Source organism: Armatimonadota bacterium (assembly GCA_016223145.1).
In the GTDB taxonomy this organism is placed as follows: Bacteria; Armatimonadota; Fimbriimonadia; order Fimbriimonadales; family Fimbriimonadaceae; genus Nitrosymbiomonas.
The window spans coordinates 119,050-132,408 of record JACRPN010000012.1 but is presented as its reverse complement, the minus strand read 5'-3'; the positions used below and the strand labels follow the sequence as shown (position 1 = coordinate 132,408).

Genomic DNA, 13,359 nt, shown 5'->3' with positions numbered 1-13,359 from the left:
TAAGTGACTAGCTGTGAGGATGATCAACTCTCACCATTCTCACCACACTCGCCATTCTCACGTCTCTCATCGGCTCTGCCAGCTCTTCCAGTACTCCCCGTCCTCGATCTCCAGAGCCTGTTTGGTCAACCTGAGCGGCTTGAACGTGTCCATCATCACCGCAAGTTCTTCGGTTCGCGTCGCTCCGAGTGAAGCCTCCTCGGCCCCCGGCTGCGGGCCGTGCGGGATACCCAGCGGGTGCAGCGTGATCGAGCCCTCCTCGATGCCCCTGCGGGACCCGAACTTGTCGTTGCAGTAATACAGCACCTCGTCCGAATCCACGTTCGAGTGGTTGTAGGGGATCGGCACCGCCTCGGGGTGGAAGTCCAGCACCCTGGGGCAGAACGAGCACACCACGAACCCCGGCGTGTGGAAGGTCTGATGGATCGGCGGCGGCATGTGCACCTTGCCGACGATCGGGCAGAAGTCGTGGATGTTGAACGCGTACGGATACACGTAGCCGTCCCACCCGACCACCTGCAGCGGGTGATAGGGGTAGGTGTACATCGTGTAGCGGTTGCGCGCCTTGATCAGCACCTGATGGTCCTCGCGCTCGGAGTGGGTGACCAGCTCTGTCGGCGGCCGGAAGTCGCGCTCGCAGTAGGGCGCATGCTCCAGCATCTGGCCGTACTCGTTGCGGTAGCGTCGTGGGATCTCCACCGGCCCATGGCTCTCCATGATGATCATGCGCACCGGCAAATTCCACAACCCCAGCCGCCAGATGACCCCGCGCGGAACCACCAGGTAGTCCCCCGGCCGGAAAGGCACCGTGCCGAAGTTCGACTGAAGCTCGCCCTCGCCGTCGTGGACGAACACGATCTCGTCGGCCTCGGCGTTCTTGTAGAAGGTCGGCATTTGCTCGGCGGCGTAGACCTGGTTCCACAGGCAGTCCGAGTTGCCCATCAGCGGCACGCGGCCGCTGACGGCGTCGCCCCTGGGGGTCAGGCGCGCTGTCTTGAAGTGGCGGTGGTGCAGCGGCCCTTCGGGTAAGAATTCGACCTCCGCACTCCCTTTGTCTTCAAATCCTTTTACTTCGGTGGGGCGATAGTGGGTGTGCAGCAACGAGAAGATGCTGGAAAAGCCGATGGTGCTGATGAGCTCCTCGGGGTAGAGCCCGCCCTCGGGGTTGCGGAACTGCAAGTGGCGGGTTTTAGGAAGTTGGCCTAGGCGGTGATAGCGCATGGTGGGTTGCTCCGGGATGTGGGGGACAGTTTACTTGGGGGGAGGGGGCGCCGCAATCAAAGATTGCATACCTGAGCCTAGGGACGCGCGCCAAGCATGTCAGCGAGACATGCAGCCTTGACGCCTGCCTATCCCAATGCAGGAAACGGCAGCGCCTCAAAAGCCGCCGCATAGCGCGCCTGATTGAGAAACCGGAGCCCCTCTACGCCCGCTCCCTTTGGCAAAGTGGGTGACACCTCTGCCCCCCTGCTCGCCCAGCAATAGCCGCTGTAGCCCCCGAAACTCGGGATCACCGCGTGATACGAGCCCGTCCGCGCAAACACCGCGCCAAACTCCTGCTGGATCGCTAGGAGCGAGTAGGGGCAGAACACCAGGTTGTCGGCCTGGGTCACGACGAAACCATCGTCGGAGAGCAGCCTCAAGAGGTCGGCATAGAATTCTCGCGTGAACAGCATCTGCGAGAGCGAGGCGTCTTCCTCTTCATACACATCGGTGGAATCCATCACAACGAGGTTGTAGGTCTCGCGGCAGGTCTTCACGAACTCGAACGCATCCTGGATCATCACGTTGGCGCGGGGGTCCTCGAAAGCACCGGCGCTGAGCTCGGGCCAGGCTCTTTTGGAGGCGGCAATGACATGCTCGTCGATTTCGACCATGTCCACGCGTTCGAGAGGCCATTTGAGCAGTTCCCGCAGCACGCCGCCATCGCCGCCCCCCACGATGAGCGCCTGGCGCGGTTCGACGACATTGAACAGTGGGATGTGCACCAGGCACTCGTGGTACACGTGCTCGTCGAGCTCGGCGAGCTGAACGTGCCCGTCGAGGAAGAGCATTTTGCCGAAGGCCTCCGTGTCGTAGAAGTCGATCGTCTGAAAGGCGCTTTGCTCGTGGAGCAGATGGCTCTTGACCTGAACCGACATCGTCAGTTTGTCGGAGCGAATGGGAAAGGTGAGGGTCTCGGGCACGGGTGAAAGGTACCCGGGAGGGGGAGTTTGGAGGGGTGGAAGAGCGGAAGTGAAGAGATGAGGAGATGAAGGGATGAGGGGAATGGAGCCCCATTTTTTCCTCCACCCTTTCACACTTCCTCCCTCCTGCATAGCGGCGACAAGTCGCCACAGTCCAAAAGCAGTTCGCCCCTCGCCTCTCGCTTCTCGCCTTATCTCTCCTCCGCCAGCTTGATCAGCGACTCGAGGAGCGCCGCTCCGGCGGGGTTGTTCATGACGCCGACGGGCTGAATTCCCAGACCGCCGTAGGGTCGGAGCGTGGTGGCGACGAGCGTCCCTTTGCCGACTTTGGCGCGGATCAGAATCGGGTCTTCGCGGTAGGTCCGAGTGTCGATGCGGTTGATGAGGATTTCGAGGTCCTCGAGCTTCCCGACGGCTTCCTGCAGGGCGTCGAGGTCGATGACCCGGTCCGGGGAGACTGCGAGGAGAGCCGAGGTGTTCCCAGCGAGCCATTTGAGCGGTCCAAACGTGCCGGACTGCCATTCGTGCATTTTGCCTCGGAACCGCTTAACACCCTCAAGATCACGGCTGTTCGGCAGCGGCGGCAAAGGCAACGCCTCTGCGAGACCACGCTTTAGAAGATGAAACTCCTCAATTGCTTCGCGCCAAAACGGCATTGGGGCTGTTAGCTTCTGTGTAAGAAGTAGAACGCAGTTTGAACCTTGCCCAAGTAGTTCCAGGAACTCGGAGTGCCAGTGTGTGCAAATCAAGTTAGGCTCGCCAAGAAGTTCCACACTTTCTAACAGGCCCAGGCCATCCACAATTCCCCACGTCGAATGGCTACCGAAATTCGGCTTTCCGAAAACTTCGAGTTCCCACGAAGCCGCAATTCGATTCCCCCAGACGACATTGAGGTCGATGCGTCCAGGCCAAGGAGCTTGTAGAACAAGCGAGCCCGCCTCCGTGGATTCGTTGGCTTCTACCAAGACGCCGGACCATTCACCAGCCTCCCTCACTACATTCTCTCCTTCTGACGGACGATATGCCGCACGCCACTTGACGACGCCTTGAAACGGCATAGGACTGTGTAGTCCAATCCGAACGTGGACTGGCCCAACAAAGTGGCTCAAAGGATCGGTCCAGCCTGCTCGATTTCCACCGCATTTCCAGGGCGGGCGACGATCTGGAATCAAGAATAGAGCATCTTCGGAATTCCAAAGATGGAATTCCTTGCGAGGTTCGCCCCAATCGTCCACCATAGCGGAGCTTGCGATCGGAGTCTCTCTCCAGCTCGTGATGACGTAGCCAGCAATGTCGCTCTTGCTGCGAACCGCCTCCTGAACCCTGTGGCGAATGAAAACCGAACGCCAAAGGGAGTTGAACATTAGAACTTCGTGCTTGGTTCTTCCCCCGAAATCGAGAGGGTCACCAACCGATTCCTCCGCCCACCGGCACGTATCCAGAATCCCCGGCAAGTCATGCTGCCACCGCGCCCCCTGATCGTTCAGATAGGGGTCTTGAGAGGTCCAATACGGCCGTTCCCGCTTCAGTCTTGCCAGGTCACGGTGCACGTCATAGTCGTTGAACTCCCCCAGAAGGATCGGCATCTTCTTACGAGGGCCGACCAGCAGCGAATCCAGCACCAGGGGATAGAACGGCAGGTCGCAATATGGGTGGAAGTCGTAGAAGTCGCCGAACTCGCGCAGGTCGCCGCCGTACATCTCCGAGCCGCCCGAGTTGTCCTTCACCAGCGCCGCGCCGGTCAGCTCCTTGACCATCTTGTACAGCCGCTCGCGGTACTCGGCCGAGGTGTTCGAGGACAGCTCGCAGCCGCACGTCCACACGATGATGTTCGAGTGCCGCCGGTACTCCAGAACGATCCGCCGGAGTTCCTCGAACATCGCCTCTTGCTTTTCGGGATCGGGCGTTGGGTCCCAGAGGGGGAGTTCGAGCCAAGCGAACATGCCCTCCGCTTCCAGGATCTCGAAATAGCGGTGGTGCGGCACCCACAGGCAGAATTTCACCGTGTTGAAGCCCATGGACTTCATCTGCCGGACCTCTTTGCGGACGGTCTCCTCATCGGGGTTTGTGTGGCCGAATTCGGGGTACCAGCCCCAGGTCAGCGGCGCGCGCAGGTAGAACGGCTTGCCATCGACGAAGATCTTGGTGCCCTTGACCGTGACGCGGCAGGGGGGAGGGGATGAGAGGGTGAGAGAGTGAGAGGGTGAGGATGGTGAGGATGGTGAGGGTTGTGAGGAAGACTGTCCCCAGATCCTCAGCATCGGATCCTCGACCGATTCGATCAGTTCGACTTCCTTGTAGATCCCACCAAAGGTGTTGAAGACGAACGGCAAGAAGCCGCTGGCGACGTCTCGGACCGGGTAGGTCGCGCCGCCGTTCTTGGTGACCTCGACGCGGAGAGCGACGCGAGATGCCTCCCCCTCCTCCTGCCCCGGAGGAGGAGGGGGGTGGGGGGTGGAGGTTCTGGGGAGCGGAACTGAAAACGCATCCCAGATCCCGTGATGCTCGTACGCCAACTCGCCATCGAGGAACACCTTCGCCGAGTAGCTGACCCCATGAAACACCAGCCACCAATTGCCTTGAGGGACCTCGATCGTCGTCTCGTAGATGGCCGGACCTTCCCAGCGCACGTCTACCTCCTGCCGCCAGGCGTGGGGTACGGAGACCGGGATCGGACCCTGGCCATAGTCGACGGTCCAGTCGGTGATGAATCGCGGGGGCGTAGGCAAGGTAACCGAATTGTTGCACAGGGGGATGCGATCTGCCGGCCCACGCGTATCACAATAGGGAGCCGTCCCATACGGGGCCGCTCATGGAGGAGCCATGTTTCTGTCCGCAGTTCTTGCCGTCGCTACAGCGTCTTCGCTTGCCCCCTCACCCGACTCGCTTCGCTCGTCGGCCCCTCCCGCGGGGGGCGAGGCGGTTCCCTTCGCCCTTTCCCTCGGCACACCCCGCACCATCCAGGGCCCCCACGTGATGGCGGTCACTGGCGCGTCTACGGGTTCGCGGATCGCAGCAACATTCGAGAACTCTGAGGTCCGGATCATGGACGCCAAGACAGGCATGACGCTGAGGAAGTTCTCCACGCCTCAGCCGGCCTACGGGATCGCCTTCAACGCAAAAGGCTCCCAGGTGGCGACCGGCGACGAATCAGGCCGAATCATCATCTGGAATGCCGCCAACGGGCAAAAGGTCAAGGAGATCCGGCCGCATACCAAGGGGGTGCAGTTCGTGTGCTTCAACAAGGACGGCTCGCGTGTCATGAGCACCGGCAAAGACGACGTGATGAAGCTGATCAACATCGGCAATGGCAAGGTTGAGAAAACGGTCCTGGGCAAGGGCCAGAATCTCTACAGCGCGACGTTCGTTCCTGGAGGCTTTGTGGTGGGCACGCTGGGATTCTGTCCGCAAGTGCGCAAGGGTCCCGCGGTCTACAAGCTTCAGGGCCACTCGGACAAGAGCTCGTTTGACGTGGACTTCAACGCCAAGACCAACCGCGTCCTGAGCGCGGGGCGCGATGGCAAGGCGATGCTCTTCAGCATCATCGGCGCTAAGCTCCAGACCTTCTCCGGCCACGAGGACTGGGTGGTGCATGCCCGGCTATCGCCGAACGGGCGCTATGCGGCGACCAGCTCGATCGACCGAACGGTGCGGGTCTTCAACTGCGCGACCGGGGCCTGCGACGCAACGATCAAGGACCAGTCGCCGGTCGCCGCGCCTATCTGCTTTACGGGGGATGGCAAATACCTGGTGACTGCCAATGGGAACGATCAGATCCAGATTTGGCCGCTGAATCCGGCGCAGAAGTAAGGCCCCGTGTCTCCCACCCCAACCCCTCCCTCATTTTCGCTGCGCAAAAACAAGGGAGGGGCTCATTCATCCCCAAAATTACTTATCCCCCGCCTTTGCGGGAATTGCGGGATGCGCGGCGCGAGGCCAGAGCCTTGTAATCGCGGCCGGAGTTGACCGCCGGTCCGGGCTGGCCCAGGCTCGCATCGGCGAGAAAGTCCTTCCTGTAGCGAAGCGCCACGCAGAGGTCGCGCTCGTATTTCGCCAGGTCTGCCAGGCTATCTGCGCCACATTCCTCCGCGCAGACTGCCAACAGGTCGGTGATCGGCTCCAGATTGCCGGTGTTCACTTTGCGATCCATCAGCGTCGCGAGCCCAGCCTCCGAACGGAACACGTCGGAAAGCTTGCCTGATAAGGTCTTTGACCCGATCGTGAGCGACACAGAGTCTGCGCTGGGCAAGAACTGCCCCTTCGCGGCGGCAATTTGCGCCACGCGAAAGGGCTCGCTCGAAGCTCCAGCCACCTGGAACACGGCGATGAGCCGCTTGTCGTCGATGATCTTGCGCGCTGCGGATTGGCCCGAAACCTCGGCGCCGGTGGCGGGATCGACCACGACGAGAGAACCCTCGGGGCTCACATCGACCCCAAAACGGTGGAAGTCGGACTGAAACGCCTCGGGCTGGTTCGCCTTGTATTGAAGCAGCAGCTTTCCAAGGGATCCGCTCCCACCCTGCAGGCAGGCAAACTGGATAAAGCCAACGGAAACGAACCCGGTGTCGTAGGTGTTCACCGACTCGAATCCGCCCTCGAGCGAGGACACCGCCGCCATCGCCTTGCGCTCCTTGGCGCTGACCCCGGCCGCCTCAAAGAGCCGGTTCAGTTCTGCTTGAGGTAGGTCCTTGAGTCTCCTTCCGCCAAGCATCACCCCTTGAGGAAACCGGTAGTAGGCGTAGCGCGGCGCCATGGCGGGATGATCGGTGAGCACCGAACGCCTTCCTTCGCCGAGGTCGATCTGATAGGTCAGCGGCACGACGGCGACAGCCATGTTGGGCGGATTTCCTCCGAGGGCGAAGAGGCCATCCGGTATGGGGCCGGGGATGGGCGGTTCGGGGTTGGCCAGTGGGTTGGCGTCGGGCAGCCTTCCGGAAAGCGCGGCGTTCATCGATTCGGCGAGCTTGCCCGCTTCCCACCGGTCGCGCGCCACCTTGGCGTCGATCCAGGCTTCCCAGGACCTCTGCTCCTCATTCTGTGCCCCGGGCACCTGGTTCGGCGGTGTCTTGCCGATGCCGCGCGCCTTGTTGTAGTTCCAGAGCCAGAGCGATCCGTCTGCGGTCAAGCGAACCTGCCAGGGTCCCCCTCTTGCGGGGTCGGACCAAGGCGCGATCGATGTCCGCCCTGGCGCGCTCCAGAAAGCGAGGATCTGGCTGCGTTCGTCGTCCGAAAAGAGGCCCGGCGCGGTGCTTTGCGGCCGGCCGATGGCAACGCAGGCAAGTAGGGTGGTGGCGACGGCGATTCCTTTCATGAGCCCTCCGCGCATCCGTGCGACTTCAGGACAGCCTTATTGTAGGCGATTTTGCTGGGTTCTCGACTCATTTGAGCTTGAAACCGGGGACACCGTACCCACCTGGCCCCTCGTGGGAGCGGCCGGTGAGCGAAGCGAATCGAAGATCCCGATGTAGTCGGGACCGGGAAAGGGGGCGGCGCGTTGAGGCCCGACGACTAATGGGACACCCCACCTCATCCTTCCGCACTTCAGACCACAATGGATTGTGCCGATCTACGAGTTCCAGTGCATCGAGTGTTCCGAGCGGTTCCAGCTGCTGGTCGGCATGACCGCCGAGAGCGAGGCGGGCCGCTGCCCCAAGTGCGGCTCCGCGAGGCTGCAGAAGCTTGTCAGCCGCTTTTCCCAGGGGCGCGATGAGGATGCGCGGCTCTCTGAGATTGCCGATCAGATAGACGTCTCTGGGGAGCCGGAGAGCTATTCCGGCGCGCGCCGCTTGGCCCGCGAGATGGGCGCCGCGCTCGACGACAAGGCCTCCGACGACATGGAGTTCATGCTCGATGAGGGCATCGGCGGAGACTGAGCGTCCTCACCATAGCCCGCCTCTTCGGCGACTTCGGGCAGCCCCAAATGACACAGCCTTAACCCACTCTTAAGGCCACTATGTTAGGATAACTCCGTCTTTCAGTAAAGGAAAGGACTTATGAAATACGAGACATCGAAACCAGGGCTCAGGCTCTCAGCCACACTCTTCCTCCCACTTTTGGCCGCCCATTCTCTAGGCCAGGCCAAGGACCCCGGCCAGATCTCGGGCCTGTTCTTTGGCGACTATTACAACGTCAGCCAGCACCACAACTCCGCGATCAAAGGAATGAACGGCTTCTGGTTCCGGCGCATCTACCTGACCTACGACAAGAAAATGGACGATCGTTTTTCGGCCCGTCTGCGCCTTGAGGCCGGGAGTCCGGGCGACTTCACCAGCACCTCCACGCTTCAGCCCTTCTTCAAGGACGTCTACCTGGCCCACACCCAGAACGGCCACACGATCGCGTTTGGATTGATCCCGACGCCCACTTGGGAGGGGGTCGAAAATGCGCTCGGCTATCGCCCCGTCGAGAAGACCCCGCTCGACCTCTACAAGATGGGTGAGGCACGCGACCAGGGCGTGAGCTTCCGAGGAGCGCTGAGTGCCGACAAGAAGACCTCCTATTGGCTGATGCTCGGCAACGGAAGCGGCACCAAGGGCAAGGCCACCAAGGGTCTGGCGACCTACCTCCTCCTGAGCCACAAGCTCACCGATGAGGTCACTCTGGACGCCTATGCGGACCAATGGGATAAGCCGGGGCACACCGACTGGCGGACCTTGCAGGCCAACCTCATGTACGTCGGCAAGACCTCGCGCGCCGGAGTGCTCTTCGCGGAGCAGAGGCGGCAGAACACCAGCGGGCCGGACACCAAGGTCAGGGTGACCTCGCTCTACTTGGATTCCAAGGCCAGCGAGACCGCCCGGCCCTTCATCCGTGTGGACTTCCTGAGCGATCCCGTTCCGGGCGCAGACAAGATCAACTATCTGGCGCTTTCGCCGGACGCCATCCCGACGTTCTATGTGGCTGGGATCGAGTTCAAGCTCTCGCAGGACGTCAAGGTGATCCCGAATATCGAGTATGTGAGTTACCGCGACTCCAAGCTCTCCAGCGGACCCAAGAACAACGTGTTCTTCAGGATCACGGTCGCCTGCAGCTTCAAATAAGTCTCCAGGAATAGATGTCTCCACCCCTTCGGGGTGGAGGCTAGAGCGCATCTCAGAAGTCGTTTCCGGAGGCCCAACGGGCCGAAATGTTGAAGCGAAGGGTAAAGCCCTGGAACCTGGTGGCCGTTTGCGATCGAGCCCTGTAAGGGCGGAATAGCGACATTTGAGATGCGCAGTAGTCCTGCCCTAACACTCCTTCTTCCGCCCGACCCAGATCTCTTCGGCCGGCCAGCGTCGAGCCCAATCCAGGCTGATGTACTCGTGGCGGGTTTCCGGTGCATCGGGTGGCGGCTCAAGCTCGATCAGGTCCTCAACCTCGAACCCGGCAGACCTCAGGATTCTGAGCATCGCTCCGGTCGGCGGATGGAATTCGACCGAGTCGTCGTCGTCCCATTCCAACCGGTACATGCCGAACTGATCGCGTTTCATGCCGTCAGTCGTCGGGCCAGTTAGGGCCGTGCACAAGATCGAGAGGGTCGAGTTCCGCAGAAAGACAAGCTTGCCGCCGGGCCTCAAGAGCCTGGCCGCCTCAGGAATCCACTTCGCCGGGTCGCACCAGATGCTTGCCCCGAACTCGCTGAATGCAAGATCGAAGCTCGCATCGGGATATGGCACCTCCTCGGCGCTCCCTTCGATTAAGGGAAACTCCAGGCCGAACTCCTGCTGAAAAGCGCGGGCCGATTCGAGTTGCGGAGGGGTGATGTCGATGCCGACGGGTCTGGCCCCCAGCCGCGCGAACCAGGAAGAGAAGTACGCGGTGCCGCAGCCGAGCTCGATGACGTCCCTATCGGCCCATTGGGATAGGTCGCCAAGCGCACCAACCGTTCGCTCGGGGACCTCGAAACAGCCCCACGTGATCTCCTTTTGCTCCCAGGCGCGCCTTCCTGGGGCGACCCAGTTCCCGGCCATATCCGACCAGAACTGACGGTTCCTTAGGACGTGGTCGGGGAGTTGGGCCATGCGGGCAGGTTACCGGACGGACCCCTCCCGACATGCCCCAAAAAGAGGCCACCCGTATGCCAGTCGAGCCTCCGCTTCTCTCGTCTCGGGGCGGAACGCGGCGCATCGGCCGCGCGTCTGAACTGCGATGGCCCTGAGCAAGATCTTCGCACTTCTCTGCATCACTTTGGCCCTCTTGCCTGCGGCAAAGGCACAGGACGACCGGATTCGTGTCGCGGTGGCCGGCATCCAGAGCACTTTTGAGCCTCGCTTTCCCAATGCCGACAAGGAGAGCGTACGAGCTGAAGCTGCAAGGGTGGTCCGAGAGAAGCTTCATCAGGCAATCCGGGAGGTGCGCTATGAGGGATTCGCCGAGGACGACGTCAGAGCGGCGATCCAGAAGCTGCAACTGGATTTGACAAAAGCCAAAGACCGTGGCCAGCGGGGTCTCAAGAAGCTGGGCGATGAGCTTGGAGCCAACTTCGTTATCTTGGCCACGATCTCCGACGCCTCCCAGCAAAACTACGAGGCTAGTGCGGTACTCGCGAACCTAAGTGGGGCTGCAAGCAACACGAAGGTCAAGGTTCGACTCTGGCTTCTCGATGTGCCTGGAAACAAGCTGCTCATCGACGGCAAGGTTTTTGGCGGTGAGGCGAAAGGGCCCCGCTTTGGCACGACCAAGCGAGAAGAACTCTCTGGGAACCCCGCCGATGTTGCCGCAAGCATCGCTCAAGAGAACAAGCGCCGGGCGGAGTGGATTGGGCGGGCGGCTTGGGAAGCGATACTCCTGGCTTTAGGTTCGGTGATTGGCATCAAAGAGCTTTACCTCTGATCGCTAAACCATAGAGTAGCCTGGTAATATTGCTTGCCCACTCGCGCGAAGAGCAGGAAAAGTGCTCCTCGTGACACGTATTTGTACCTGACTTCTTTGGGTAAATGCTGGTATTTGTCCTATTAGCGATTATCATGTGTCCAGTGCCGCCTGAGGCGTGAATAGCATTCTCGGTTGGCATTTGTCTTTTTGGAGGAGAAATGAAAAAGCTTCTAGTTCTTTCGCTGCTCTTTGTTGCAGCAATATCTCAGGCTGAACTGGTCTACGACAATCGCGCTGGAACTCTGTTCACCACCGGTAGCACCCCTCGCACGCACGTTGGTGACGGTATCAACTTGGGCGGCACGAATCGTCAGATTGTTGGCTACAACATGGGCTTTGCGGTCCAAGGTGCCAACAACGGGTTCGATGTGCTCGTAACGTTCTACGATGGCTTGGACACGACCAACACCGTCAACATCTTTAGCGGCGCTCTGGCGGCGTATAGGGTTTCCTTCGGAGCCCTGGCCGACGGCGCCTATGAGACTGGCATGTTGAACCTCGGTTCCGGCTTTGCCTGGGCGGATGGAACCGGTGGCGTCGAGCTGGCCTTTGTTGCCACGGGAACGAACACCCTTCTCGCCTCGGGGGCGACTGCGCTCTTCGCGGGCGGCGGGGTAACGATCGGCTCTTCCGCCGACAACTACTTCCGAGATGTCGCAAACGATGGTGTGTTCACTTCAGGCGATGTCCGATCTTTCGGTGGCGGCACCTTCCTTGCCAACTTCTACATGCAGCTCGAAGCCAATCCTGTTCCCGAGCCCGCTTCCATCGCGGTTCTCGGTCTTGGCGCGCTCGCGCTGATTCGCCGACGCAAGTAATTCTTGCCTTAGGCCAATCTCGTCGCCCCCGAGCCTCCCGGCTTGGGGGCGCTTTTCTTTATGGGGTGCAGCGCTTCAGTTGAGTAGAGGATGCGCGGCTCCTCCTTCTGACACCCCTCCGGGGAGCGGAAGCTGGGGTGCCCGCGAACCCGGGGTCTCGCTTCGCTCGACCACCGGCTAACGGTCTTTGACCTCTCCGAGGTCGTTTCTCTACGGTCGAACCAAGCTATTAGCGGGCCCACCGAGCTTCTGCAGCAGCCACGCCCAAACTATCGGTTCCCAATCAACCGCTCGACGTACTTGTAGAGGATGTCGAACTCCATGTTCACGGCCTGGCCCACCTGCATCGTGCCGAGGTTCGTGTTCTGTAGCGTGTGCGGGATGATCCAGGCGTCGAAGGCGCCCGCGCTTGGCCGGACCACGGTCAACGAAATCCCATCCACCGCGATCGAGCATTTGTCCGCCAAGTACCGGTCCGACCCACCTCCGGGCGTGCCGAAGCGAAACACCTTGCATTCCTCCTCTTGGCGGATGTTCAGGCACTCTCCGACGCCGTCCACGTGCCCCTGGACGATATGCCCGCCCATGCGGTCCGCCGCCCGCAGGGCACGTTCCAGGTTGACCCTGGAACCAGGCGCTAGCCCTCCGAGGTTTGTCCGCTTGAAGGTTTCATCGCTCAATGCGAACTGAAGGCCTCCGTCCATCGAGGCGACGGTCAGGCAGCAGCCGTTCACGGCGATGCTCTCGCCGATCTTGACCTCGTCCTCCCAGGCGCCCGTAGGGGTCTCAAGGGTAAGCAAGAACCCGTTCAGGCTCTTGACGGCACCCAAGGCTTGAATAATGCCCGTGAACATGGTGGCTCCAGTCTACAGCAGGATCGCCTCCATCCTTACCACCCTCACCAACCTCACCCACCGCAACCTACGCGTTGCCATCCGTCGCCACGAATGACGGAGCGTAACGGTGTTGCTCCAAATCCATAGTCCTAGGCACAACGGTACCTCTGGTCCCAGCCCTCCGGATCGGCGTCAGCCCAGTTCCGGTATCCTCCATGCCCTAAGGAACTCCCCGAACGCATGGAAACCACGCTCGTATTGATCAAGCCCGGCGGCGTCCGCCGAAACCTGAACGGCGAAATCCTCCGCCGCATCGAAGCCCGAGACCTTAAGATCGTCGGCCTCAAGCTCATCGTCCCTCAACGCTCGCTCGTCGAGGAACACTACTCCGAACACCGTGGCAAGGGGTTCTTCGAGGACGTCGTCAGCTACCTCTGCAGCGGCCCGGTGGCCGTCGTCGCCGTGCGCGGTACCAACGCCGTCAAGGCGATCCGCACGATGATGGGCGCTACGAACCCGCTAGAGGCCGAGCCCGGCACCATTCGCGGCGACCTGGCCCTTAGCATCGAAGACAACCTCACCCACAGCAGCAGCGACCCCGAGGCGGCCGCGCGCGAACTGGCGCTCTGGTTCTCCGAAGGCCTCGCCGAATAGCGAGAAGGAGTC

Annotated in this window: 12 protein-coding genes; 6 read left to right on the top strand and 6 right to left on the bottom strand. The window is 61.1% G+C overall.

Annotation, left to right across the window (positions count from 1 at the left end):
* Nucleotides 1-66: 66 nt before the first annotated feature.
* The 3 genes from HZC36_10805 to HZC36_10795 all read right to left on the bottom strand — a co-directional run bounded on the left by HZC36_10805 (nt 67) and on the right by HZC36_10795 (nt 4,915).
* The gene (locus HZC36_10805; GenBank protein ID MBI5707463.1) at nt 67-1,221 is read right to left on the bottom strand and encodes a homogentisate 1,2-dioxygenase; all 1,155 of its coding nucleotides are present in this window, start codon (nt 1,219-1,221) and stop codon (nt 67-69) included.
* 128 nt (nt 1,222-1,349) lie between these two features.
* Nucleotides 1,350-2,186: a hypothetical protein gene (locus HZC36_10800; GenBank protein MBI5707462.1), complete on the bottom strand. Its 837-nt coding sequence runs from the start codon at nt 2,184-2,186 to the stop codon at nt 1,350-1,352.
* Nucleotides 2,187-2,377: 191 nt separating this feature from the next.
* The gene (locus HZC36_10795; protein ID MBI5707461.1) at nt 2,378-4,915 is read right to left on the bottom strand and encodes a hypothetical protein; all 2,538 of its coding nucleotides are present in this window, start codon (nt 4,913-4,915) and stop codon (nt 2,378-2,380) included.
* A gap of 94 nt (nt 4,916-5,009) precedes the next feature.
* On the opposite strand from HZC36_10795, the gene HZC36_10790 reads away from it, so the two are divergent.
* Nucleotides 5,010-5,996, top strand: coding sequence for a hypothetical protein (locus tag HZC36_10790; protein MBI5707460.1), 987 nt, complete (start codon nt 5,010-5,012; stop codon nt 5,994-5,996).
* 82 nt (nt 5,997-6,078) lie between these two features.
* On the opposite strand, the gene HZC36_10785 is transcribed toward HZC36_10790, so the two are convergent.
* The gene (locus HZC36_10785) at nt 6,079-7,497 is read right to left on the bottom strand and encodes a hypothetical protein (GenBank protein ID MBI5707459.1); all 1,419 of its coding nucleotides are present in this window, start codon (nt 7,495-7,497) and stop codon (nt 6,079-6,081) included.
* A 247-nt stretch (nt 7,498-7,744) separates the two neighbouring features.
* Here HZC36_10785 and HZC36_10780 point away from each other — a divergent pair, with 247 nt between their 5' ends.
* Together HZC36_10780 and HZC36_10775 are read left to right on the top strand one after the other, a co-directional pair.
* Nucleotides 7,745-8,059, top strand: a complete 315-nt coding sequence (locus tag HZC36_10780) for a zinc ribbon domain-containing protein (GenBank protein MBI5707458.1) — start codon at nt 7,745-7,747, stop codon at nt 8,057-8,059.
* Nucleotides 8,060-8,179: 120 nt separating this feature from the next.
* Nucleotides 8,180-9,226 (top strand): hypothetical protein, encoded by a 1,047-nt coding sequence (locus tag HZC36_10775; protein MBI5707457.1) that lies wholly within the window; start codon nt 8,180-8,182, stop codon nt 9,224-9,226.
* Between the two features lie 186 nt (nt 9,227-9,412).
* Here the strand turns inward: HZC36_10775 and HZC36_10770 are convergent, their stop codons facing one another.
* The gene (locus HZC36_10770) at nt 9,413-10,186 is read right to left on the bottom strand and encodes a class I SAM-dependent methyltransferase (GenBank protein ID MBI5707456.1); all 774 of its coding nucleotides are present in this window, start codon (nt 10,184-10,186) and stop codon (nt 9,413-9,415) included.
* A gap of 127 nt (nt 10,187-10,313) precedes the next feature.
* On the opposite strand from HZC36_10770, the gene HZC36_10765 reads away from it, so the two are divergent.
* A complete protein-coding gene (locus tag HZC36_10765; GenBank protein ID MBI5707455.1) occupies nt 10,314-10,997 on the top strand; it encodes a hypothetical protein in 684 nt (227 codons plus the stop codon).
* A gap of 200 nt (nt 10,998-11,197) precedes the next feature.
* The gene (locus HZC36_10760; protein ID MBI5707454.1) at nt 11,198-11,857 is read left to right on the top strand and encodes a PEP-CTERM sorting domain-containing protein; all 660 of its coding nucleotides are present in this window, start codon (nt 11,198-11,200) and stop codon (nt 11,855-11,857) included.
* 269 nt (nt 11,858-12,126) lie between these two features.
* Here the strand turns inward: HZC36_10760 and HZC36_10755 are convergent, their stop codons facing one another.
* On the bottom strand, nt 12,127-12,711 hold the full coding sequence (locus HZC36_10755; protein ID MBI5707453.1) for a riboflavin synthase: 585 nt from the start codon (nt 12,709-12,711) through the stop codon (nt 12,127-12,129).
* Between the two features lie 222 nt (nt 12,712-12,933).
* Between HZC36_10755 and ndk the strand changes: the two genes are divergently transcribed.
* Nucleotides 12,934-13,347 carry a nucleoside-diphosphate kinase gene (gene ndk / locus HZC36_10750; GenBank protein ID MBI5707452.1) on the top strand — a complete coding sequence of 138 codons (414 nt, stop codon included), beginning with the start codon at nt 12,934-12,936 and terminating at the stop codon, nt 13,345-13,347.
* The last annotated feature ends 12 nt before the right edge of the window (nt 13,348-13,359 follow it).